The following is a 24078-nucleotide window of genomic DNA, read 5'->3' as shown; positions in this document are numbered from 1 at the left end:
GATCTCGGCCTGACGATCGGCGTCAACACAGCCCTCTCTCCTTACGTCTCCTGCCTCAAAAGGCCGTAGCGCAACAGGCCCCTTGTGGGAGAGGGTGGCTTCGATGCGAAGCATCGAAGCCGGGTGAGGGGTTTCTCTCCTCACGGAAGTTTTGCGAGTCGAGAGAACCCCTCATCCGGCGCTTCGCGCCACCTTCTCCCACAAGGGGAGAAGGGAAGAGGGGCTCACTGCAAAATCAGATCGCGCTCTCGCCTTCGTGCTGGAAGCCGAGATAGCTCGCCGCGACACGCTCGTTCGCGGCGATGTCGCTGGCCTTGCCGGAGAGCACGAACTCGCCGAGCTCCATCACATAGGCCTGGTCCGCGATCTTCAGCGCGGCCTGGGCGTTCTGCTCGACCAGCAGCACGGAGACGCCGCTGGCGCGGAGTTCGGTGACGATGCGGAAGATGTCGGCGACGATGATCGGCGCGAGGCCGAGGCTCGGCTCGTCCAGCATGAGGAGCTTCGGCTCGCCCATCAGCGCGCGGCCCATCGCGAGCATCTGCTGCTCGCCGCCGGAGAGCGTGCCGGCGAACTGCTTGCGCCGTTCCTTCAGCCGCGGAAACAGCGTGTAGACGCGCTCCATCGAGGCCTTCGCCTTGCTCCTCTCGATGCGGAAGGCGCCTAGCTCGAGATTGTCCTCGACATTCATGGTCACGAACAATTCGCGGTGCTCCGGCACGAGGCCAAGCCCCATCGCGACGCGGTCCTCGATGTCGAGCCGGGCGAGATCCTGGCCGGCAAAGGTGACGCGGCCTTTCAGCGGCAGGATGCCCATGATGGCGGACAGCAGCGTGGTCTTGCCGGCGCCGTTGGCGCCGACGATGGTGACGATCTCATTCGCGCCGACCTCGAGCGAGACCGAGCGCACCGCCTCGACCTTGCCATAGGCGACATGGGCGTCGGTGACGGACAACAGCGCGCTCATGCCGCCACTCCGAGATAGGCCTTGATCACTTCGGGATTGGTCTTGATCGTGGCGGGCGTGCCCTCGGCGATCTTGGTGCCGAAATCGAGCACCACGATGCGGTCGGCGAGGTTCATGACGAAGCCCATGTCGTGCTCGACCAGGAGGACGCTCATGCCGCCATCGCGCAAGTCACGCAGCAGCTTGGCGAGCTGCTGCTTCTCCATGTGGCGCAGGCCGGCGGCCGGTTCGTCGAGCAGCAGCAGCATCGGGTCGACGCAGAGCGCGCGGGCGATCTCGACGATGCGCTGCTGGCCGAGCGAAAGGCTGCCTGCGAGCTGATGCATCTGGTCGGCAAGGCCGACACGCTCGATCTGGCGGGCGGCCTCGGCGAGCAATTTGGCCTCGTCGGCGCGGTCGAGCCGCAGCATCGAGGCGATCGGGCCGGAATGGCCGCGCAGATGCGCGCCGATCGCGACGTTCTCCAGCACGGTCATGTCAGGAACCAGCTTCACATGCTGGAAGGTCCTGCTGATGCCGAGCTTGACGATCTCCTGCGGCGGCGCCTTGTCGACCTTCTTGCCGAGCACCGAGACCGAGCCTGACGTGGCCGACAGCACGCCGGTGATCAGGTTAAAGGTCGTGCTCTTGCCGGCGCCGTTCGGGCCGATCAGCGCGACGATCTCGCGAGCCTGGACGTCGAAGGAGACGTTGTTGACGGCGACCACGCCGCCGAACTGCTTTCGTGCCTTGTCGACCTGGAGCAGGATGCTGGAGTGGCCGGGCGCGCGGGGACGCTGTTCCAGCTTCAGCGAGGTGTCGGGCTTCTTGCCACCGGAGCGCTCGGGCAGGAAGGACATCAGCCAGGGCCAGAGGCCGCCGGGCGCGAGTTGCAGCAGCGCCACCAGCATGATGCCGAACACGATGGTCTCGACCTGTCCGGAGCCGGGCAGGATCAGCGGCAGATAGCTCTGCAGCACCTCTTTCAGCACCACGACGATCGCCGCGCCGAGCACGCCGCCCCAGACATAGCCGGCGCCGCCGACCACCGCGATGAAGAGATATTCGATGCCGGCCTGCGCGCCGAACGGCGTCGGGTTCACTGCGCGCTGGAGATGGGCGTAGAGCCACCCCGAGAGGCCGGCGAGCACTGCGGCATGGATGAACACCAGCAATTTGGCGCGCGGCGTGTGCACGCCGAACGCCTCGGCGGCGACATGGCCGCGCCGGAGCGCACGGATGGCGCGGCCGGTGCGGGAATCCAGGAGGTTCATCGTCAGTAGCGCCGAGAGGATCACGGCGACCCAGATCGCGTAATAGATCGAGCCAGGTGAGAGCATCTTGAACGTGCCGATCGACAGCGGCGGGATCGCCGAGATGCCGTCGTTACGGCCGAGAAACTCCAGCTTGCTGAAGAGATAGAACAGCCCGAGCCCCCAGGCGAGCGTGCCCAGCGGCAGATAATGGCCGGAGAGGCGGACGGTGATCAGCCCGAGCAGCACTGCCAGCGATCCGCTGACCAATAGCGACAGCGGCAGCGTCAGCCAGGGCGACAGGCCGTAGGCCGTCGACAGCACTGCGGTGGTATAGGCGCCGAAGCCGACGAAGGCTGCTTGTCCAAAGGAGGTCAGGCCGCCGACGCCGGTCAGCAGCACGAGGCCCATCGCGACGAGGGCGGCGAGGCCGATATTGTCGAGCAGCACGATCCAGAACGGAGGCATGCCGGGGACAAACGGGATCACGGCCATGACGGCTGCGAAGACGATGATGGGAAGGCGGCTCTGCATTTCAGCCTCAGTCCTTCTCTTCTTCGACAGCGGGCGCGGCGAGCGAGCGCAGCAGCAGCACGGGGATCAGCAGCATGAAAACGATCACCTCCTTGTAGTTGGAGGCATAGAAGGACGAGAACGCCTCGACGAGGCCGACGACCAAAGCCGCTGCGGCGGTGAGGGGGTAGCTGACGAGGCCGCCGATGATCGCGGCGACGAAGCCCTTCAGGCCGATCAGGAAGCCGCTGTCATAGTAGAGCGTCGTGATCGGCACGATCATGATGCCCGACAGCGCGCCGATGACGGATGCCAGCAGAAAGGCGATCTGCCCCGACAGCGTGGTGCGGATGCCGACGAGTCGCGCTCCTAGCCGGTTCACGGCGGTCGCGCGCAGCGCCTTGCCGTAGAGGGTCAGGCCGAAGAACAGCCAGAGGGCGACGATGAAGGCGATGGTGATGCCGTAGACGGTAAGGCTCTGGCCGGTGAAGCGCAGCGAGCCCGCGGTGAACGCGCCGGACAGTACGGCAGGTCCGCGCTGGCCTTCGGCGCCGAAGAACAGCAGGCCGAGGCCCTGCAGTGCCAGATGGACGCCCACGGATGCGATCAGCAGCACCAGCACGGAGGTGTGTGCCAGCGGCTGGAATGCGACGCGGTAGAGATAGAGGCCGATCATCGCCACGATCACCAGCGACAGCGCGATTGAAACTGCAACCGGCGGCTTCTGGGCGGCGAAGTAAATCGTCAGCGCCAGCACGATGGCCGGCAGCACGATATTGGTGAGGGCGCTGCGAGCGATCAGACGGCCGTGCAGCGCCTTGCGTGCGACGAACAGGTCGAAGGCGAAAGCGCCGATGCCGAGCGCCAGCGCGAGCTTTGCCGTGCCCGGCATCTGGCCTGCGGCCAGCGAGGCATAGGTCAACGCGCCGTAGGTGACGAATTCGCCCTGGGGAATGAGGATGACGCGGGTGACGGCGAACACCAGCACCAGCGCCAGGCCGAGCAGCGCATAGATCGCGCCATTGGTGATGCCGTCCTGCACCAGGAACAGCATGATGGTGGTATTCAAGACCGGACGCTCCCCCTTAAGATTACGGACCGGTCCCCTCGATCGCGGTGGACGGTCCGCTCACAGCCATTGAAAAACGCATGCGATATTTGATATGGTCCATAACAATTATCAAATATAACATCAAGGGCGGGAACGATCCCTCCCGAATTTAGCGGGATTATGAGCACGAGGCGATGACCGTTTCCAAAGCCGCTGAAAAGTCCGCTGAAAAGCCTGCCGACACGGCCAAGGGCCGCAAGGACGCGGCCGAGGTGCAAGGTCAGGGGGCCGGCGAAGCGCTCCAGCTCGGCGAGCTCTCGGAACAGCTCGGCTATGTGCTGAAGCGGGCGCAGCTCAAGGTGTTCGAGAACTTCCTGCGCTGCATGGCCTCGCTCCAGCTCACGCCGGCGCAGTTCTCCGTGCTGCTGCTCGTCGAGAAGAATCCGGGCCGTAACCAGACCGAGATCGCCTCCACCCTCGGCATCCTCAGGCCGAACTTCGTGGCCATGCTCGACAATCTCGAGAGCCGCGACCTTTGCGCGCGGATCCGATCCACCAACGACCGCCGCTCGCACATCCTGGTGCTGACCGACAAGGGCAAGGCGGTGCTGGCCCGCGCCAAGAAGCTGGTCGCCACCAAGCACGAGGCCCGGCTGAACGAGCTGCTCGGGCAGGCCAATCGCGAAGCCCTGATCGCGATGCTCGCGAAGGTCGCGAGCGAGTTCTGAACTCGGCTGTCATCGCCCGGCTTGACCGGGCGATCCAGTATTCCAGAGACGGCGCGGCTGGAATCGAGAAGCCGCGGCGTACTGGATTCCCCGCTTTCGCGGGGAATGACACCGTTGCTGGGGCAGGCGCCTCAATCCACCAAAATCACCCTGATGTCGTTCACGTTGGTCAGCGTCGGGCCCGGCAGCAGCAGGTCGCCGGTCGCCTCGAAGAACGTCGTGGCGTCGTTGTTGTCCAGGTACGCTTGCGGCTGAAGCCCCTGCGCCTTCATCTTCGCGAACGTCGTCGCGTCGATCAGCGCGCCGGCGGGGTCGGTGGGGTTGCCGGCGCCGCCGTCGGCGCCGTCGGTGTCGCCGGCCAGCGCCGAGATGTCAGGCGTGTCCTTGAGCAGGGCGGCGAGCGCCAGCGCGTATTCCTGGTTCGGCCCGCCGCGCCCATTGCCGCGCACGGTCACCGTGAGCTCGCCGCCGGAGAGAATCGCGAGGCGCTTGCCTTGCGCGCGCGCTTGCAGCGCCAGCCTGGCGTGAGCGGCCGCGACCTCGCGTGCCTCGCCTTCGAGATCGGCGCCGAGGTCGATGGTCTCGTAACCGGATTCGCGCGCGAGCTTCACCGCGGCGTCGAGCGACTGCTTGGGCCGCGCGATCAATTCGAAATGCGCGCGCGCGAAGGCGGCATCGCCGGGCTTGCAGCTTTCATTGGCGGGATCGTCGAGCGCGCGGCGCACGGCATCGTCGATGTCGAGCTGGTATTTCGCGACGATGGCGCGCGCATCGGCCAGCGTGGTCGGATCAGGCACGGTCGGACCGGAGGCGATCGCGGAAGGATCGTCATGCGGTACGTCCGAGATCGCGAGCGTCACGATCTTGGCGGCATTCTTGCCGGCGCGTGCGAGACGGCCGCCCTTGATCCGCGACAGGTGTTTGCGCACGACGTTCATCTCGCCGATCGGCGCGCCCGAGCGCAGCAGCGCCTTGTTGACCGCCTGCTTCTGCGCAAAGCTGATACCGTTGCTGGGCGCGATCCAGTTCGCCGAGCCGCCGCCGGTGAGCAGCACCAGGAGCAGATCGTCCGGCCCGGCCTCGCCTGCGAGCGCGAGCGTGTCGGCCGCGCCCTTGAGGCCAGCCTCATCCGGCACGGGATGCCCGGCCTCGACCACGCGGATGCTGCGCGTCGGCACGCCGTAGCCGTGGCGCGTGGTGGCGATGCCGACGAGCCGCTCCGGCGCCAGCTTGAGCGTGTCGAGATAATGCCGTTCGGCCGCTGCGGCCATGGCGCCGGCGCCCTTGCCGGCGGCGAGGCAGATCACGCGTCCTTTCGGCGCGGGCCCCAGGTGCGGCGCCAGCACCACATTGGGATGGGCGGCGGCAACGGCGGCGTCGTACAGCGCGCGGAGCAGGGGACGGCGGTCGGTCATGACGATGGCCTTCGGCAGACGGAACAACTGGCGACACACGCCGCCGTTCCCCCTGCCTAGCGCATCGGCGGCCAAAGCGTAAGCCGGCTGTGTCATCATTCGAATATGCAATCGCGTGATCATAATCGCCGCGTAGCAAAAAGCCCTCCGCGATGATTTCGCGGAGGGCCCTTTTGAACATTGCGATCCGACTGGAGGCTAGCCGCCGGCGTCAGCGCTGATGACGTCGCCGAACAGATCCCACTTCTCGCCCTTGAACTTCATGAGCTGAAGCGAGCTGATCGGTGCGAAGTCGTTCGCGCCGGTGTTGATCTTGATGCCGGGCAGCAGCACCTCGGTGCGGAAGTCCTTCAGGCTCGCCGCCTGCTTCATGACGTTCTCGCGCGTGAGATTGTCGCCGCACTTCTTCAGCGCTTCCACCAGCGTCTGCGCCACGCCGTAACCGACGATGGTGCCGCCGTCGAGCTTGTCACCTTCAGGGAAGTATTTCGTCATGAACTCCAGGAAAGCCTTCATGCCGGCGTCGTCCTTCCACTGAGGATCCGACACGTCCTTCAGGTAGGCAGCCGAAATGATGTCCTGCGAATTCTCGAAGCCGGCGGGCTTGATCACGCTGCCGACCGAGGCCGAGACGTTGTTGAGGAAGTGGGTCGGCTTCCAGCCGATTTCGGAGATCTTCTTGATCGCCTGTGCCGCGAACTTCGGTGTGGTGATGTTGATGAAGACGTCGGCGCCGGTCGCCTTCATCTTCACGATGTGATTGTCGATCGTCGGCTCGGAGGTCTCGTAGCTTTCCTCCAGCACGATCATGCTCGCGGCCTTGGCGCCGAGCCCGTCTTTCAGGCCCTTCAGGTAGTCCTTGCCGTAATCGTCGTTCTGGTAGAGCACGCCGATCTTGGCATTCGGCATCTCCTTCAGGATGTATTTCGCGTAGATCTGCGTCTCGCTCTGGTAATTGGGCTGCCAGCCCATGGTCCAGGGGAAGTTCTGCGGATCGTTCCATTTGGTGGCGCCGGTTGCGACGAACAGCTGCGGCACCTTCTTCGAGTTCATGTATTTCTGAATGGCCGAGTTCGGCGGCGTGCCGAGTGAATTGAAGATCAGCAGAACCTCGTCGCTCTCGACCAGCTTGCGTGCCTGCTCCACCGTCTTCGGCGGCGAATAGGCGTCGTCGTAGGAGACGAAATTGATCTTGCGGCCGTTGATGCCGCCCTCTTCGTTGATCTTCTTGAAATAGGCGGCTTCGGTCCGCCCGATGATGCCGTAGGCGGAGGCCGGTCCGCTGTAGGGCATGATGTTGCCGATCTTGATCTCGGTGTCGGTCGCGCCGGTATCGTATTTCTTCTGGGCCGATGCAGTGGAGGCCGAGGCCGCAATGAGCGCAAGCGCCAGTGATGCGGCTGCAAGCTTGCCGGTGACAGCGGGCATTCCTATCTCCCTATTTTCTTGATGTGTGTGCGCCCCTTTTCTTGTCTCGATTTTTTTGGCGACGCTGCCGCAATTCAATACGATTTGGCTGGTGCCTTCAACAGAAAGCCCCAGCGACGGCGTCGCAGGGGCTGCGTCTTTAGTAGTCAGGGACCGCCGGCCCTCGTGTGCGACTGCGAGAAGGTCCAGCTGTCTTGGGTTGTTTAACCAATCAGTGAACGATTTTGGGTTGCGCCGCTTCAGTGGCCCATCTCGCTGGAGATGATGTCGCCGAACAGCTCCCATTTCCGGCCCTTGAAGCGCATCATCTGCAGCTGCTCGATCGGGGCGAAATTGTCCGGTGCGGTGTTGATCCTGATGCCGGGCAGCAGCGTGTCGGGCTCGAAATCCTTCAAGGAGGCTGCCTGCCTCATGACGTTCTCGCGGGTGAGGTCGTCGCCGCACATCTGCAGCACTTTCACCATGGTCTGCGCGGCGGCATAGCCGAATACGACGCCGGCATCGAGCTTGTTGGCCTTAGGATCATATTGCGCGAGGAAGTTATAGAATTTCTTCATGCCATCGTCGGCACTCCACTGCGGGTCCGAGCCGTCCTTGGTGTAGCTCGCCGACAGCAGGCCTTGCGAGATCTCCAGGCCCGCCGGCTCGATCACGCCGCCGACGGAGGCCGAGACATTGGAGACGATGTGGACCGGATGCCAGTTGATCTCCGCCGCCTTCTTGATCGCCTGCGCGGCGAATTTCGGCGTGGTGATGCTGATGAAAACGTCGGCGCCCGAAGCCTTCAGCTTCACGACGTGCTCGTCGATGGCGGGCTCCGACGTGTCGTAGGCCTCTTCCAGCACGATCATCGAGGCCTTGGGCCCGAGGCCATCTTTTAACCCCTTCAGATAGTCCTTGCCGAAATCGTCGTTCTGGTAGAGCACGCCGATCTTTCCGTCCGGCTTCTCTTTCATGATGTATTTGGCGTAGATGCGCGCCTCGCTCGCGTAGCTCGGCTGCCAGCCCATGGTCCAGGGATACTGCCTGGGATCGTTCCACTTCGAGGCGCCGCTCGCCACGAACAATTGCGGCACCTTCTTCTCGTTCATGTATTTGCGGATGGCGCCGTTGGTGGACGTGCCGAGCGATCCGAAGATCAGCAGCACCCCGTCGCTCTCGACCAGCTTGCGCGCCTGCTCCACCGTCTTCGGCGGTGAATAGGCGTCATCATAGGAGATGAACTTGATCTTGCGCCCGTTGATGCCGCCCTCGGCATTGACCTTGCGGAAATAGGCTTCTTCGGCCTTGCCGATCGCGGCGTAGGCCGAGGCCGGGCCGCTATAGGGCATGATGTTGCCTATTCTGATCTCGGTATCGGATGCGCCGCTGTCGTACTTCTTCTGCGCGAGTGCCGGGCTGCTCATCGCAGTGCACAAAGCGAGCGCGGTCCAGAGGGCCGCAACCTGAAAACGAACGGCGGACATTGTTCTCCTGCCCCAAGTTGGATCGGCGCCGCATTGAACAAGATTGGCGCCTGCCGTCAACAAGAAGCCCCCGCGATTGCTCGCGGGGGCTTCTCGAGGGTCGGACTATTGCGTCAGCGTGTCACTCGGAGGCGACGTCGCCGCTGATGATCTCGCCGAACAGTTCCCACTTCTCACCCTTGAAGCGCTGCATCTGCAGCTGCGCAATGGGGGCGAAGTCGGTAGCGCTGGTGTTGATCTTGACGCCGGGCAGGAGCGTATCCGGCGCAAAATCCTTCAGCGAAGCCGCCTGCTTCATGAGATTGGCGCGGGTGAGATCGTCACCGCACATCTCCAGGACCTTGGCCAGGGTCGAGGCCGCGCCGTAGCCATAGACCATGCTGGTGTCGGACTTGTCGGCACCCGGCATGTACTTGTCGACGAACTCGTTCCACTTCTTCATGCCGGGGTCGTTGGCCCACTGCGGATCGGTGGAGTCCTTGGCATAGGCCGCCGACAGCACGCCCTGTGCATTCTCGAAGCCGGCGGGCTTCATCACGCTACCGACCGAGATCGAGACGTTGGTGAGGATCTGGAGCGGCTTCCAGCTGAGCTCGGCCGTCTTCTTGATGGTCTGGGCCGCGAATTTGGGCGTCGCATAGATCAGCAGCACGTCGGGATTGGCGGCCTTGATCTTGACGATATGGCCGTCGATCGACGGCTCGGACACCTCATAGCTCTCTTCCATGATGATCATGGACGCGCCCTTGGCGCCGAGACCGTCCTTGGTGCCCTTGAGGTAGTCTTTGCCGAAATCGTCGTTCTGATAGAGGATCGCGACCTTGGCGTCGGGCTTCTCCTTCATCAGCCATTTCGCGTAGATCTGGGCTTCGCTCTGGTAGGACGGCTGCCAGCCGATGGTCCAGGGGAAGTTCTTCGGATCGTTCCACTTGGTGGCGCCGGTGGCGACGAACAGCTGCGGGATCTTTTTGGCGTTGAGGTACTTCTGGATCGCGCTGTTCGAGGGCGTGCCGAGCGGATTGAACACGGCCAGCACCTCGTCGCTCTCGACCAGCTTGCGGACCTGCTCGACTGCCTTCGGCGGTGAATAGCCGTCGTCATAGGTGACGAAGTTGATCTTGCGGCCGTTGATGCCGCCCTTGTCGTTGATCATCTTGAAATAGGCTTCTTCGGTCTTGCCGATGATGCCATAGGCCGACGCCGGACCGCTGTACGGCATGATGTTGCCGATCTTGATCTCGGTATCGGACGCGCCGGTGTCGTATTTCTTTTGGGCCAGTGCAGCGCCGGAGGTGAGGGCAATGGCCGCCGTTGCCGTGACCAGCGCGGCGGCTCGCAGTGTTCTTCCAAAATACAATTCGATCTCCTTCTTTAGTCCAACAGTCTTCAGTTTTTCTTGAGTTTGCCGGCGAATTGCTGGCCCAGGATCGCGATCTGCCTGGCGCCGTGCGGCACGAGGTAGATGACGAGGAACAGGAGCACGCCGAACACGGCGCCGGAGAGGCCTTTTGAGATGCTCTCCGCCATGTTCGGCACGAAGATGATGAAGGCCGCGCCGACGAACGAGCCGGGCAGCCAGCCGACGCCGCCGACGACCATGCCGAGGAACAGCGAGATCGCGAGCGTGATGGTATAGCTGTCGGGTGCGACGAACTGCACCGCGATGGCGCCGAGCGAGCCGGCAACGCCGGTGATGCCGGCGGACACGCCGAACGCCAGCGTCTTGTACAGCGCGACGTTGACGCCCATCGAGGAGGCCGCGATCTCGTTGTCGCGGATCGCCATGAAGGCGCGGCCAGAGCGGGAGCGCAACAGGTTCACCGAGAAGATGTAGATCGCGATCGTGACGATGAGCGTGAAGTAGTACAGCCACGTGTCCTGCGACATCGGCAGGCCGAACGGCGCGTCGGGCTTGGTGACGACGAGGCCCTGCACACCGCCGGTCCAGTGTTCCAGGAAGTTCAGCTTCAGCAGCTGTGGCATCGCGGTCGCGAGTGCGAAGGTCGCGAGCGCGAGATAGACGCCCGAGAGCCGCAGCGCCGGTTTGCCGAACAAGTACCCGAAGCCGAAGCAGACCACGGCGGAGATCGGAATGGTCAGCGCGTAGTTGATGTTGGCGTGCTCCATCAGCACCGCCGACGTATAGGCGCCGACGGCGTAGAAGGCGCTCTGGCCGAGCGAGAACTGGCCGGAGCCGCCCGTCAGGATGTTCAGCGCCAGCACGGCGAGCCCGTAGATCAGGAGCATCGTCATCTGGAAGATGACGAAGTTCTTGACGAACATCGGCACGATCAAAAGCGCCGCGAGCACCACCAGCGAGGTGCCGGTGCCCAAGGTCATGGCCCGCTTCGGAACCGCCTCGACCGCCTGGTGGCCTTCTGCAACGACTTCTTCTGCAGCGCTCATGATCAAACTCGCTTGACGATGTGCCGGCCGAACAGGCCAGCGGGTTTGACGACCAGGACGGAGATGATCAGCGCAAGCGCGATCGGGAGTTTCAGCTCGTTGCCGACGCCGGGGATGTAGGTGCCGGCGAGGTTCTCGAAGACGCCGACCAGGAAGCCGCCGACCACGGCGCCGAACGGGCTGGAGAGGCCGCCGAGCACCGCCGCGGCAAAGCCGTAGATCAGCACGCCGCCCATCATGTTCGGCTCGAGGAACACGACCGGTGCGATCAGCATGCCGGCGATCGAGCCGATCGCGGTCGCCATGCCCCAGCCGAGCGCAATCATCCAGCTGGTGTTGATGCCGACGAGGCGGGCCGATTCAGGCACGGAGGCGGCCGCGCGCATGGCAAGACCGATCCGCGTGTACTGGAAGAAGAAATAGAGGCCGAGCAGCAGCAGCACGGTGACGCCGATCATGCCGGCCTGGTGGGTCGAGATCAGCTGGCTGCCGAGGAACGGCGCGGAGCCGAACGGGGTCGGGTATTGCTTGATGGTGAAGTCCCAGATCAGGCCCGCCGAGGAGTTGATGATCGCGAACAGCGCGATGAAGCCTGCGACGTTGGTCAGAACCGGTGCCTTTGTCAGCGGCTTGAACAGGATCCGCTCGATCGCGATGCCGGCGACGAAGGAGAAGGCCAGCGTGATCACGAAGGCGGCCCAATAAGGCACGCCCCACTGCATCAGCTGCCACGAGATGAAGGTCGAGAACATCGCCATCTCGCCCTGCGCGAAGTTGAGATGGTCGATGGCCTGGTAGATCATGACCACGGCGAGCGCCATGCAGGCGTAAATCGCGCCCGTGGCAATGCCGGCCAGGACCTGGTTGGTGAACAGCTCCATTGTCCCGGCTCCCTCAGTAACCCAGATAGGATTTGCGGATTTCTTCGTTGTTCGCGATGTCCTTGGCGTTGCCCGACATCACGATGCGGCCGGTCTCGATCACATAGGCCTGGTCGGCGAGCTCCAGCGCGAGCTGGGCGTTCTGCTCGACCACCAGGATCGACACCTTGTCCTCGCGGTTGATCTTGCCAAGGATGCCGAACAGGTCGCGCACCACCAGCGGCGCGAGGCCGAAGGAGGGCTCGTCCAGCAGCATCAGCCGCGGTCGCAGCATCAGGGCGCGGGCGACCGCGAGCATCTGCTGCTCGCCGCCGGAGAGCGTGCCGGCCTGCTGGGTGTGGCGCTGTTTCAGCACCGGGAAATGCGCATACATGCGCTCGATGTCGGAGACGATGCCGGCGCTGTCCTTGCGGGTGATGGCCCCGAGCTGGAGATTCTCCTCCACCGTCATGGTGGTGAAGGTGCCGCGGCCCTGCGGCACATGGGCGATGCCGAACCGCACGATGCTCTCGGTGGAGCGGTTGTTCAACGGCTTGCCGTCGAACTCGATGCCGCCGGTGGAGCGCACCATGTTGCAGATCGCGCGCAGCGTGGTGGTCTTGCCGGCGCCGTTGGCCCCGAGCAGCGTCACCAGCGAGCCCTCGTTGAGCGAGAAGGACAGGCCATGGAGCGCCTGGACCTGGCCGTAATAGGCGCGCAGGTCCTTGACGTTGAGCAATGTCGTCATTGGTCCTTGCTCCCGAGATAGGCCTTGATGACGTCGGGGTCCGCCTGCACCTGGGCCGGCGTGCCTTCCGCGAGCTTCTTGCCGAAATTCAGCGCGACGACGTGGTCGGCGATCGACATCACGAGTCCCATGTGATGCTCGACCAGCAGCACGGTCATGTGGCGCTCGTCGCGGATCTTGCGGATGAGATCGCCGAGCACGTAGACCTCTTCGTGGTTGAGGCCACCGGCGGGCTCGTCGAGCAACAGGATCTTCGGATCGGCAGCCAGTGCCCGGGCCAGCTCGACGCGCTTCTGCGTGCCGAAGGGCAGGCCGGAGACCACGGTGTGGGCGACGTCCTCGAGGTCGAGATAGGCGAGGATCTCGTGCACCTTCTTGTTGACGCTGGTTTCGCTGCGGCGAACCCATGCAAGCTTCAGGGAGTCGCTGATGATGTCGCTGGAGGTCCTCGAATGCGCGCCGACGCGGACGTTGTCCATCACCGAGAGGTTCGGAAACAGCGCCACGTTCTGGAAGGTGCGGCCGATGCCGATCTCGGCGATCCGGTGCGGCGGCCGCGTCAGGATGCTCGCACCCTCCAACAGGATGTCGCCGGATGACGGCTGGTAGAGCCGGGACAGGCAGTTGAAGAGCGTGGTCTTGCCGGCGCCGTTGGGGCCGATCAAGCCGAGGATCTGGCCCTTGTGCATGTCGAAGGACACGCCGTTGAGCGCGATGATGCCGCCGAACACGACGCTGACGTCGCGAACCGCGAGCAGGGGCGATGTCCCCTGCGCGAGCTGTGCCTGCGTCATCTCGTCTCGCTCACGGCATTCAGTGAGCGAAGGAGCGATGTGAACCGCTCCCGATGATGACAAAGGCTATCTGAATCCCTCGGCCACACGCGCAACTTTTCCTCCTGATTTCAGCTTTTTGCTGACGTCTTTTTTGGAATGCGGCATTAGACCCCCGAGCGCCGCTTCGATGTTCCTTACCATCGCTAAGAGACGCGGTCCAATGTCGTTGATCAAACGCTCTTCCGTGAAGCGGAATGCGGGCGCGCCGCAATTGAATGCGTAGGGACCGGTTCCGTCGTTGAGCCTGAGTGCGACGCCGGCGGCGCCGATGTCGTCGTGCCAGTCGCCCACGGAGATCGCAAAACCATATTTCGCGACGGTTTCGCCGGAACGTTCCAGCCCGTCGCGCATCTTGGGCCAGCGGCTGCCGTAATGTTCGCGCAAGAGGCGGGACAGGTCTGCGCGGTCCGCGTCGTCGAGCGCCCAGAAATAGGCGCGGCCCATCGCGCTGGTTGCAATCGGCACGCGAGAGCCGACGTCAAGTTGAACCCCGACAGTCTCGCTGCCGCGACTTTGCCCGAAATAGATCATGCTGTGACGGTCGCGGCCGCCGACGGCGACGGCACCGCCCGTCGCGCGCATCACTTCCTCGCGGAACGGCTCGGACAAATGCCGAACGCCGAGATTGGCGAGCGCGGCGTAGCCGAGCGACATCGCCGCGGGTGTGAGCTGATACTTCTCGAAGCGGGGAACCGGCGCAAGATAGCCCAGCTTGGTCAAGGTGTAGGTCAGCCGCGACACTGTCGGCTTCGGCAGATTGGTGCGAGCCGCAATCTCCTGATTGCCGAGAAGGCCGTCATTGGGGTGGAATGCGCGCAATACGTCCAGTCCGCGGGAAAGCGCGACGACGAAATTCCGATCGGTCGCAGTCTTCTTTCCTGTACGCTTCATCCCTGATCTGCTTCTTGCGCGGAGTCGTTGACAAGCCACGTGCTTCAAAATAACCCTGCCGTCAAGATGCGGAATTAAATTCCGCACCGCGAAATCGAACAAAAGTAAATCCCCACCAAGGAGGGAACACCGTGAGCGAAGTGGTCAAGCTTGAGCGTCATGACGAAGTCGGGATCGTCACGGTCGACAGCCCTCCGGTCAACGCGCTGAGTGCCGCGGTCCGCGGCGGCATCCTGGAGTGCATCAAGGCTGCGATTGCCGATCCCGCCATCAAGGGCATCGTGCTGACCTGCGCCGGCCGCACTTTCATCGCCGGTGCCGACATCACCGAATTCGGCAAGCCGCCGAAGGCGCCCGCCCTCAACGACGTGCTGTCCGAGATCGAGAATTCGCCCAAGCCCGTGGTTGCCGCGATCCACGGTACCGCGCTCGGCGGCGGCCTCGAGGTCGCGCTCGCCTGTCATTTCCGCGTCGCGGTGAAAGAGGCCAGGCTCGGCCTGCCCGAGGTGAAGCTCGGTCTTCTGCCGGGCGCCGGCGGCACCCAGCGCCTGCCGCGCGCGGTCGGTCCCGAGCTCGCCGTCAAGATGATCGTCGGCGGTGATCCCATTGGTGCGGCGGAAGCGCTCAAGAACGGCCTGATCGAGGAAATCATCGAGGGGCCGGCATCGGGCGGCGAAGCCTTCGTGCGAAAGCTGCTGGCCGAGAAGCGTCCGCTGCGGCGCCTGCGCGACGACGATTCCAAGATCGCGGCGGCCAAGGCGGACCGCTCGATCTTCACCAATGCGGTCGCCGCCATGACCAAGAAGTCGCGCGGCCTGGAGGCGCCGTTCGCCGCCGCCGACGCCGTCGGCTACGCCATTGACCTACCCTTCGACGAAGGCCTGAAGAAGGAACGCGAGGGTTTTCTGAAGCTCGTCGCCAGCGATCAGTCCAAGGCGCAGCGTTATGCGTTCTTCGCCGAGCGCGAAGCCGCCAAGATCGCGGGCGTTCCTGACGGCACCAAATCGCGTCCCGTGAACCGTGTCGCCATCCTCGGCGCCGGCACCATGGGCGGCGGCATCGCGATGTCCTTTGCCAATGCCGGCGTTCCCGTCACCCTGATCGAGACCGGCGAGGAGCAGCTCAAGCGCGGCATGGGCATCATGCAGAAGAACTGGGAAGCGACCGCGGCGCGCGGCGGCATCCCGGCCGACGCGCCCGCCAAGCGCATGGCGCTGATCAACGGCGTCGTCGGTATCGAGAATGTCGGCGATGCCGATCTCGTCATCGAAGCCGTGTTCGAGACCATGGCGGTGAAGAAGGAAGTGTTCGGCAAGCTCGACCAATACGCCAAGCCCGGCGCCGTGCTCGCCTCCAACACCTCGTATCTCAACATCGACGAGATCGCGAAGTCGACCAAGCGTCCGCAGGACGTGCTCGGCATGCACTTCTTCTCGCCGGCCAATGTCATGAAGCTGTGCGAGATCGTGCGCGCCGACAAGACCGCGCCGGACGCGCTGGTGACTGCGGTGACTATCGCGCGAAAAATCGCGAAGGTGCCGGCCGTGGTCGGCGTCTGCGACGGCTTCGTCGGCAACCGCATGCTCGCCCAGCGCGGCAAGCAGTCCGAGAAGCTGCTGTTCGAAGGCGCGCTGCCGCAGCAGGTCGACGCCGTGGTGACGAAGTTCGGCATGCCGATGGGGCCGTTTGCGATGGGCGACCTCGCCGGCCTCGACATCGGCTGGCGCTCGCGGAAAGACCGCGGCATCAAGTCGGAGATCGCGGACGCGCTGTGCGAGGCCGGCCGCTTCGGCCAGAAGACCGGCAAGGGCTATTACAAGTACGAAGCCGGCAGCCGCTCGGCGCTGCCCGATCCCGAGGTCGAGAAGCTGATCGACGAGACGCTTGCGCGTCTCGGCCGCAAGAAGCGCGTCGTCAGCGACGACGAGATCCTCGAGCGCATGATGTATCCGATGATCAACGAGGGCGCGAAGATCCTCGAAGAGGGCATCGCGGCGCGTCCCTCCGACATCGATGTGGTCTGGCTCTATGGCTATGGCTGGCCGATCTATCGCGGCGGCCCGATGTTCTGGGCCGACAGCGTCGGTCTCAAGCACATCGCCGATCGCCTGGCCTTCTATGCCAAGGAGACCAACGACCCGAGCCTCGAGCCCGCACCGCTGCTGAAGAAGCTCGCGGCTGAAGGCAAGACGTTTGCGTCGCTGGCCGCTGCGTCGAAGGCGGCGTGATCGGATTGGGTGCTGCTGCGATGTCGCGCTCCGGGCAAAGCTCTCTCCGTTCCCTCCCCCCTTGTGGGGGAGGGGCAGGGAGAGGGGTGGCCCCGGGCGAGATCGGAATTTGTGGCTACCCCCTTTCCCAACCCTTCCCCACAAGGGGGAAGGGAGCCCGTCCGCCGGTGCCCACCTCACACGACCCGGCGACTACCGTTTTGCAGAGTATCGATCGCCAATGACCCATCCCGGCGAACAGTTCTATCCCGAGGGCGTGCGGTGGGACGACACCATCGTCCAGGGCACGCTGCCTGACCTGCTGTCGAAAGCTGCCGCCGATTACGGCCCGCGCACCGCTCTGGAATTTCGAGATCGCCCGATCACATACACGGAGCTCGCAGCTCAGGCCGAGCGTGCGGCGGCGGCGTTTCTGCGCGCCGGCTACGGCAAGGGAACGTCCATCGCGCTGTTTCTGGGCAACTCGCCGGACCATCCCGTCAATTTCTTCGGCGCGCTGAAGGCAGGCGCCCGCCTCGCGCATCTGTCGCCGCTCGACGGCGAGATCGCGCTGACGCACAAGATCTCGGACTCCGGCTCGCGCCTGCTGGTCACCTCAAACCTTGCGGCGCTGCTGCCGACCGCGCTGAAGTTTTTGAAGAAGGGGCTGATCGACCGTCTCGTCGTCTGCGAGGACGATCATTGGGGCAAGATCGGCACGCCGCAGGCGGCGATCCCGGATGATCCCCGCATCGTCACCTTCAAGGCTTTCACCGAGGGCGCGACCGCGCCGGCGGCGTGGCCTGTCGTAACGGCCGACGACGTCGCGCTGCTGCAATATACCGGCGGCACCACCGGTCTGCCCAAGGGCGCGATGCTCACCCACGGCAATCTCACCTCGGCGGTGTCGATCTACGATGTCTGGGGCAAGCCGGCGCGCGCCGCGCGCGGCGAGACGATCGAGCGCGTCATCTGCGTGCTGCCGCTGTTCCACATCTACGCGCTGACCGTGGTGCTGCTGTCCTCGCTCAGCCGCGGCAATCTGGTCTCGCTGCATCAGCGCTTCGACGTCGAAGCCGTCATGCGCGACATCGAGGCCAAGCGCGCGACGTATTTTCCGGGCGTGCCGACGATGTGGATCGCGATCGCCGCGCTGCCTGATCTGGACAAGCGCGACTTCTCCTCGCTCGCCACCATCGGCTCCGGCGGCGCGCCGCTGCCGGTGGAGGTCGCGAGCTTCTTCGAGCGCAAGGTCGGCAAGAAGCTGCGCAGCGGCTGGGGCATGACCGAGACTTGCTCGCCCGGCACCGGACATCCGCCGACGGGGCCGGACAAGCCCGGCTCGATCGGCCTGATGCTGCCCGGCATCGAGCTCGACGTCGTCGCGCTCGATGATCCCAAGCGCGTGCTTGCGCCGGGCGAAGTCGGGGAAATCCGCATCAAGGGCCCGAACGTCACCAGGGGCTACTGGAACAAGCCGGAGGGATCCACGGACGCCTTCGTCGACGGCCGCTTCCTCACCGGCGACATCGGCTATGTCGACACCGACGGCTATTTCTTCCTGGTCGACCGCAAGAAGGACATGATCATCTCCGGCGGCTTCAACGTCTATCCGCAGATGATCGAGCAGGCGATCTACACCATTCCTGGCGTGCACGAGGTGATCGTGCTCGGCATCCCAGACCAGTATCGCGGCGAGGCCGCGAAGGCCTTCATCAAGCTGAAGCCGGACGCAAAGCCGTTCTCGCTCGACGAGCTGCGCGCGCAGCTCGCCGGCAAGCTCGGCAAGCACGAATTGCCAGCCGAGGTCGAGTTCGTCGACGATCTGCCGCGTACGCCGGTCGGAAAATTGTCGCGCCACGAATTGCGCCAGCAGCAGAAACCGTCACAATCCACTAAAACCGCATCAGGAGCTCGTTCTTGACCGACGCCGTCATCGTTTCCACCGCCCGCACCCCGATCGGCAAGGCCTATCGCGGCGCGCTCAATGCCACCGAGGGCGCAACCCTGCTCGGCCACGCCATCGGCGAAGCCGTCGCGCGTGCCAAGGTCGATCCGAAGGAGATCGAGGACGTCGTGATGGGCGCGGCGCTGCAGCAGGGCGCGACCGGCGGCAACATCGCGCGCAAGGCGCTGCTGCGCGCCGGCCTTCCCGTCACCGTCGCCGGCACCACGATCGACCGGCAATGCGCCTCGGGCCTGCAGGCGATCGCGCTCGCCGCGCGCTCGGTGATCTTCGACGGCGTCGAGATCGCGGTCGGCGGCGGCGGCGAGTCGATCAGCCTCGTGCAGAACGACAAGATGAACGGCTTCCACGCCCAGGACCCGGCGCTGCTCAAGATCAAGGGCGAGGTCTACATGCCCATGATCGACACGGCGGAAGTCGTCGCCAAGCGCTACGGCATCTCGCGCGAGAAGCAGGACGAGTATTCGCTGGAGAGCCAGCGCCGCACTGCGGCTGCCCAGCAGGGCGGCAAGTTCAAGGAGGAGATCGCGCCGATCACGACGCAGATGGCAGTCACCGATAAGGCGACCGGCGCCGTGTCGATGAAGGACGTCACGCTGTCGCAGGACGAAGGTCCGCGCCCCGAGACCACGATCGAAGGCCTCGCCGGCCTCAAGCCCGTGCGCGGTGAGGGCTTTTCGATCACCGCCGGTAATGCCAGTCAGCTCTCCGACGGCGCCAGCGCCTCCGTCATCATGAGCGACAAGGAAGCCTCGAAGCGCGGCCTCAAGCCGCTCGGCATCTTCCGCGGCTTCGTCTCCGCCGGCTGCGAGCCGGACGAGATGGGCATCGGCCCGGTCTTCGCCGTGCCGCGCCTGCTTAAGCGCCATGGCCTCACCGTCGACGACATCGGTCTCTGGGAGCTGAACGAAGCCTTCGCGGTGCAGGTGCTGTATTGCCGCGACAAGCTCGGCATCGACCCCGACAAGATCAACGTCGACGGTGGCGCGATCGCGGTCGGTCATCCCTACGGCATGTCCGGCGCGCGCCTCACCGGCCACGCTTTGATCGAAGGCCGCCGCCGCAAGGCGAAATATGCGGTGGTCACCATGTGCGTCGGCGGCGGCATGGGCGCGGCCGGCTTGTTCGAGGTTTTGCAGTAATTCACAGGAGGATCCGATGGATCTCGCATTCACGAAAGAAGAGCAGGCGTTTCGCGAGGAAGTGCGGCAGTTCTTCCGCGACAACGTGCCGCCGGATACGCGGCGCAAGATGGTCGAGGGGCGTCACCTCAGCAAGGACGAGATGGTGACGTGGTGGCGCATCCTCAACAAGAAGGGCTGGGGCGTCAGCCATTGGCCCAAGCAATATGGCGGCACCGGCTGGACCAGCGTGCAGCACTACATCTTCAACGAGGAGCTGCAGTCCTATCCGGCGCCGCAGCCGCTCGCCTTCGGCGTCAGCATGGTCGGCCCCGTCATCTACACCTTCGGCAACGAGGAGCAGAAGAAGCAATATCTGCCGCGCATTGCCAATGTCGATGATTGGTGGTGCCAGGGCTTCTCCGAGCCGGGCTCCGGCTCCGACCTTGCCTCGCTCAAGACCAAGGCTGAGCGCAAGGGCGACAAGTGGATCATCAACGGCCAGAAGACCTGGACTACGCTCGCCCAGCACGCCGACATGATCTTCTGCCTGTGCCGCACCGATCCCGGCGCCAAGAAGCAGATGGGCATCTCCTTCATCGTGTTCTCGATGAAGTCGAAAGGTGTCACGGTGCGCCCGATCCAGACCATCGACGGCGGCGTCGAGGTCAACGAAGTGTTCTTCGACGACGTCGAGGTTCCCTACGAGAATTTGATCGGCGAGGAGAACAAGGGCTGGGACTACGCCAAGTTCCTGCTCGGCAACGAGCGCACCGGCATCGCCCGCGTCGGCGTCTCCAAGGAGCGGCTGCGCCGCATCCGCGATCTCGCCGGCAAGGTCGAATCCGGCGGCAAGCCGATCATCCAGGACGCCGCGTTCCGCGAGAAGCTGGCGGCTTGCGAGATCGAGCTGAAGGCGCTCGAGCTGACTCAATTGCGCGTCGTCGCCGACGAAGGCAAGCACGGCAAGGGCAAGCCCAATCCGGCCTCCTCGGTGCTGAAGATCAAGGGCTCCGAGATCCAGCAGACCACCACCGAGCTGCTGATGGAAGTGATCGGCCCGTTCGCCGCGCCCTACGACGTGCATGGCGACGACGGCTCGAACGAAGCCATGGACTGGACCGCCCAGATCGCGCCGAGCTACTTCAACAACCGCAAGGTCTCGATCTACGGCGGCTCCAACGAGATCCAGCGCAACATCATCGCCAAGGCGGTGCTGGGGCTGTGAGTCAACAATGACGGTGTCGTCCCCCGCGAAGGCGGGGGACCCAGTACGCCGCGGCGGTCGTGAGTACGGCAGGCGGCTGCGTTTACTGGATCCCCGCCTTCGCGGGGATGACGTCTGAGGGTGAGGCGACGGCAGGGCAATTCCCGCCGATTTGGAGAGAAACATGGATTTTGACCTGAACGAGGAGCAGCGGCTTCTCAAGGAAAGCATCGACGGCCTGCTGACCGATTCCTACGATTTCGAGCAGCGCAAGAAGTACATGAAGGAGAAGGGCGGCTGGAGCAAAACCGTCTGGCTCAAGCTTGCCGAGCAGGGCCTGCTCGGCCTGCCGTTCAGCGAGGCCGACGGCGGCTTCGGCGGCGGCGGCGTCGAGACCATGATCGTGATGGAGGCGCTCGGCAAGGCGCTGGTGCTCGAGCCGTATCTGGCAACGGTCGTGATCGGCGGCGGCTTCCTGCGCCATGCCGGCACCGACGCGCAGAAGGCCGCGCACGTGCCCGGGATCATCGACGGCAGCAAGACGCTGGCGTTCGCCCAGCTCGAGAAGAACTCGCGCTACGATCTCTTCGACGTCTCGACCACGGCGAAGAAGAAGGGCGACGGCTGGGTCATCGACGGCGAAAAATTCGTCGTGCTCAACGGCGAGAATGCCGACACCTTGATCGTCACCGCGCGCACCAAGGGCGAGCGCCGCGACAGAAACGGCATCGGCGTGTTCCTGGTGCCGGCGAATGCCAAGGGCGTGACCAAGAAGTCGTATCCGACCCAGGACGGCCTGCACGCCGCCGACATCACGCTCACCGGTGTCGACATCGGCCCCGATGCCGTGCTCGGCAATCCCGAGGATTCGCTGGCGCTGATCGAGCGCGTCGTCGATGAAGCCCGCGTCGCGCTCTGCGCCGAGGCGGTCGGCCTGATGGACGAATCGCTCAAGACCACGGTCGAGTACATCAAGACCCGAAAGCAGTTCGGCGTCGCGATCGGCTCGTTCCAGTCGCTGCAGCACCGGGCGTCCGACATGTTCGTGGCGGCCGAGCAGGCGCGCTCGATGTCGATGTTCGCGACCATGGCGAACGATTTCGAGAACGCCAAGGAGCGCTCCAACGCCATCGCCGCGGCCAAGGTGCAGATCGGCAAGTCGCTGAAATTCGTCGGACAGCAGGCCATCCAGCTCCACGGCGGCATCGGCATGACCATGGAGGCGAAGATCGGCCACTACTTCAAGCGCCTCACCATGATCGAGAACTCGTTCGGCGACACCGATTACCACCAGCGCCGCGTCGCCGATGGTGGCGGGTTGATCTGAGGCCAAGCAACGACTGTCATCCCCCGCGAAAGCGGGGGATCCAGTACGCCGCGGCTTCTCGATTCAAGCCGCGCCGCCTCTGGAATACTGGATCGCCCGGCCAAGCCGGACGATGACACCGAGCAAGTTCAATCAACGGAGGCAACAACAATGAAAAACACCCCGTTCGATCTCACCGGCAAGGTCGCCGTGGTCACCGGCTCCAGCCGCGGCATCGGCCGCTCTTCCGCCGAACTGCTGGCGAAACTCGGCGCCAAGGTCGTGGTTTCCTCACGCAAAGCCGACGCCTGCCGAGAGGTCGTCGACGGCATCATCGCTTCCGGCGGCGATGCCACCGTCATTCCCTGCAACATCGCGCGCAAGGCCGAGGTCGAGGCACTGATCGCGGGCGCGACCAGGCATTACGGCAAGATCGACATCCTCGTCTGCAACGCCGCGGTGAATCCCTATTACGGCCCGCTGCTCGACATCACCGACGAGGCCTTCGACAAGATCATGGGCTCGAACGTCAAGAGCAACATCTGGCTCTCCGCGCTCGCGATCCCGCAAATGGCCGAGCGCGGCAACGGCTCAGTCGTCATCATCTCCTCGATCGGCGGCCTGCGCGGTTCCACCGTGATCGGCGCCTACGGCATCTCGAAAGCGGCCGATTTCGCGCTGTGCCGTTCGCTCGCCGGCGAATGGGGCCCGAAAGGCGTCCGCGTCAACTGCATCGCGCCCGGCCTCGTCAAGACCGATTTCGCCCGCGCGCTGTGGGAAGACGAAGCCATGCTGAAGCGCCGCACCGCCACCACGCCGCTGCGCCGCATCGGCGAACCCGACGAAATCGCTGGCGCAGTGGCGTATCTGGCTTCCGATGCCTCGAGCTTCATGACCGGCCAGACCATCGTCATCGACGGCGGCGTGACGACGGCGGCGGTGTAGCTTACCACTTGCAATTGCGTCGAAGCGGCACTTCGCTTACCCTCCCCTGGAGGGGTCCGGGACGAGCGTAGCTCGCCCGTGGGTCGCTCGCGCACTGCGCGAGCGGGGTGGGGTGAAGCCGCAACAATGGTCTCAACATCGATCCGACGCGCAGCCGCGAAGAAGCTGAGAGCAAACACCACGCCCCACGAGCGACTCCTATGGCGCGCCCTCAAGGAGCTTCCGATGGACGGATCGCACTTCCGCCGACAAGCGCCGATCGGCCCCTACGTCGTTGATTTCTTCTGTCCGGCCAAGCGGCTCATCATCGAGCTCGACGGCGGGCATCACAATGAAGACGATACGGCTGCCCGCGATCTCGCGCGTCAAGGTTGGCTCGAGAACGAAGGCTATCGAGTCATCCGATTCTGGAATTCTGAGATCGGGAGCGACCTGACCGCCGTGCTCGAGCGGATTTATGTCGAGCTGTACGGATCGCGCGAAGCGCAAGCCTTGCACCTTGAGCACCGGCGCAAGCGAAAAAGGTCAACCTGAATCGAGCTGCGCTCTTTCTTACCCTCCCCTGGAGGGGGAGGGTCGATCGCGCGTAGCGCGAGCGGGGTGGGGTGATCTCTCCCCACGGGCACTGTTCGCTGCGGAGAGACCGTCACCCCACCCCGGATCACATTTCGCTACGCTGCATGTGATCCGACCCTCCCCCTCCAGGGCAGGGCTATCGCATATGGCTGAGGGTGGCCAAGAGGAATGCGTTGTCCCAGCCAGCGCGCTTGATTTTACGCCGGAGG

At 64.4% G+C, this 24078-nt stretch carries 20 protein-coding genes; 8 read left to right on the top strand and 12 right to left on the bottom strand.

From position 1 onward, the window contains the following. Nucleotides 1-235: 235 nt before the first annotated feature. The 3 genes from GGD62_RS39730 to GGD62_RS39720 are packed head-to-tail and all read right to left on the bottom strand — an operon-like array spanning nucleotide 236 to nucleotide 3781. Nucleotides 236-967: an ABC transporter ATP-binding protein gene (locus GGD62_RS39730; protein ID WP_018318834.1), complete on the bottom strand. Its 732-nt coding sequence runs from the start codon at nucleotides 965-967 to the stop codon at nucleotides 236-238. After that, nucleotides 964-2733, bottom strand: a complete 1770-nt coding sequence (locus tag GGD62_RS39725; protein ID WP_092254315.1) for an ABC transporter permease subunit — start codon at nucleotides 2731-2733, stop codon at nucleotides 964-966. Before GGD62_RS39725 ends, GGD62_RS39730 begins: the two co-directional genes overlap by 4 nt. Nucleotides 2734-2740: 7 nt before the next feature. After that, nucleotides 2741-3781: a branched-chain amino acid ABC transporter permease gene (locus GGD62_RS39720; protein WP_183259161.1), complete on the bottom strand. Its 1041-nt coding sequence runs from the start codon at nucleotides 3779-3781 to the stop codon at nucleotides 2741-2743. Nucleotides 3782-3957: 176 nt separating this feature from the next. On the opposite strand from GGD62_RS39720, the gene GGD62_RS39715 reads away from it, so the two are divergent. Beyond that, nucleotides 3958-4491, top strand: a complete 534-nt coding sequence (locus GGD62_RS39715; protein ID WP_092254317.1) for a MarR family winged helix-turn-helix transcriptional regulator — start codon at nucleotides 3958-3960, stop codon at nucleotides 4489-4491. Between the two features lie 131 nt (nucleotides 4492-4622). Here GGD62_RS39715 and GGD62_RS39710 read toward each other — a convergent pair whose 3' ends face one another. The 9 genes from GGD62_RS39710 to GGD62_RS39670 all read right to left on the bottom strand — a co-directional run bounded on the left by GGD62_RS39710 (nucleotide 4623) and on the right by GGD62_RS39670 (nucleotide 14541). Further along, a complete protein-coding gene (locus GGD62_RS39710) occupies nucleotides 4623-5906 on the bottom strand; it encodes a glycerate kinase (protein ID WP_183259160.1) in 1284 nt (427 codons plus the stop codon). Between the two features lie 198 nt (nucleotides 5907-6104). Then, complete coding sequence (locus tag GGD62_RS39705; RefSeq protein WP_092254319.1) at nucleotides 6105-7334, bottom strand: ABC transporter substrate-binding protein; 1230 nt, start codon at nucleotides 7332-7334, stop codon at nucleotides 6105-6107. A 239-nt stretch (nucleotides 7335-7573) separates the two neighbouring features. Next, the gene (locus GGD62_RS39700) at nucleotides 7574-8800 is read right to left on the bottom strand and encodes an ABC transporter substrate-binding protein (protein WP_183238142.1); all 1227 of its coding nucleotides are present in this window, start codon (nucleotides 8798-8800) and stop codon (nucleotides 7574-7576) included. 121 nt (nucleotides 8801-8921) lie between these two features. Further along, nucleotides 8922-10157, bottom strand: a complete 1236-nt coding sequence (locus GGD62_RS39695; RefSeq protein WP_092254323.1) for an ABC transporter substrate-binding protein — start codon at nucleotides 10155-10157, stop codon at nucleotides 8922-8924. Nucleotides 10158-10186: 29 nt separating this feature from the next. Further along, a complete protein-coding gene (locus tag GGD62_RS39690; RefSeq protein WP_026202077.1) occupies nucleotides 10187-11206 on the bottom strand; it encodes a branched-chain amino acid ABC transporter permease in 1020 nt (339 codons plus the stop codon). A gap of 2 nt (nucleotides 11207-11208) precedes the next feature. Next, nucleotides 11209-12087 carry a branched-chain amino acid ABC transporter permease gene (locus GGD62_RS39685; protein ID WP_018318825.1) on the bottom strand — a complete coding sequence of 293 codons (879 nt, stop codon included), beginning with the start codon at nucleotides 12085-12087 and terminating at the stop codon, nucleotides 11209-11211. Between the two features lie 13 nt (nucleotides 12088-12100). Then, nucleotides 12101-12814, bottom strand: a complete 714-nt coding sequence (locus GGD62_RS39680) for an ABC transporter ATP-binding protein (protein WP_018318824.1) — start codon at nucleotides 12812-12814, stop codon at nucleotides 12101-12103. Continuing rightward, nucleotides 12811-13608, bottom strand: a complete 798-nt coding sequence (locus GGD62_RS39675; RefSeq protein WP_183714597.1) for an ABC transporter ATP-binding protein — start codon at nucleotides 13606-13608, stop codon at nucleotides 12811-12813. The genes GGD62_RS39680 and GGD62_RS39675 overlap by 4 nt, the downstream gene beginning before the upstream one ends. A 66-nt stretch (nucleotides 13609-13674) precedes the next feature. Next, nucleotides 13675-14541, bottom strand: coding sequence for an IclR family transcriptional regulator (locus GGD62_RS39670; RefSeq protein ID WP_026202076.1), 867 nt, complete (start codon nucleotides 14539-14541; stop codon nucleotides 13675-13677). Nucleotides 14542-14672: 131 nt separating this feature from the next. Between GGD62_RS39670 and GGD62_RS39665 the strand changes: the two genes are divergently transcribed. The 7 genes from GGD62_RS39665 to GGD62_RS39635 all read left to right on the top strand — a co-directional run bounded on the left by GGD62_RS39665 (nucleotide 14673) and on the right by GGD62_RS39635 (nucleotide 23827). After that, nucleotides 14673-16769: a 3-hydroxyacyl-CoA dehydrogenase NAD-binding domain-containing protein gene (locus GGD62_RS39665; RefSeq protein ID WP_092254325.1), complete on the top strand. Its 2097-nt coding sequence runs from the start codon at nucleotides 14673-14675 to the stop codon at nucleotides 16767-16769. A 220-nt stretch (nucleotides 16770-16989) separates the two neighbouring features. After that, nucleotides 16990-18672, top strand: a complete 1683-nt coding sequence (gene pimA, locus GGD62_RS39660; RefSeq protein ID WP_183714595.1) for a dicarboxylate--CoA ligase PimA — start codon at nucleotides 16990-16992, stop codon at nucleotides 18670-18672. Beyond that, nucleotides 18669-19856, top strand: coding sequence for an acetyl-CoA C-acyltransferase (locus tag GGD62_RS39655; protein WP_183714592.1), 1188 nt, complete (start codon nucleotides 18669-18671; stop codon nucleotides 19854-19856). The genes pimA and GGD62_RS39655 overlap by 4 nt, the downstream gene beginning before the upstream one ends. Nucleotides 19857-19872: 16 nt before the next feature. After that, a complete protein-coding gene (gene pimC, locus GGD62_RS39650) occupies nucleotides 19873-21063 on the top strand; it encodes a pimeloyl-CoA dehydrogenase large subunit (protein WP_018318818.1) in 1191 nt (396 codons plus the stop codon). Between the two features lie 163 nt (nucleotides 21064-21226). Then, nucleotides 21227-22369 carry a pimeloyl-CoA dehydrogenase small subunit gene (gene pimD / locus GGD62_RS39645; RefSeq protein WP_183714589.1) on the top strand — a complete coding sequence of 381 codons (1143 nt, stop codon included), beginning with the start codon at nucleotides 21227-21229 and terminating at the stop codon, nucleotides 22367-22369. A 150-nt stretch (nucleotides 22370-22519) separates the two neighbouring features. Then, a complete protein-coding gene (locus GGD62_RS39640; protein ID WP_018318816.1) occupies nucleotides 22520-23293 on the top strand; it encodes an SDR family NAD(P)-dependent oxidoreductase in 774 nt (257 codons plus the stop codon). A 126-nt stretch (nucleotides 23294-23419) separates the two neighbouring features. Continuing rightward, nucleotides 23420-23827, top strand: a complete 408-nt coding sequence (locus tag GGD62_RS39635; protein ID WP_183714586.1) for an endonuclease domain-containing protein — start codon at nucleotides 23420-23422, stop codon at nucleotides 23825-23827. Nucleotides 23828-24078 lie beyond the last annotated feature (251 nt).

This window comes from Bradyrhizobium sp. ERR14 (genome assembly GCF_014198235.1).
Lineage (GTDB): Bacteria > Pseudomonadota > Alphaproteobacteria > Rhizobiales > Xanthobacteraceae > Bradyrhizobium.
This window is presented reverse-complemented; position numbering and strand designations above follow the sequence as displayed.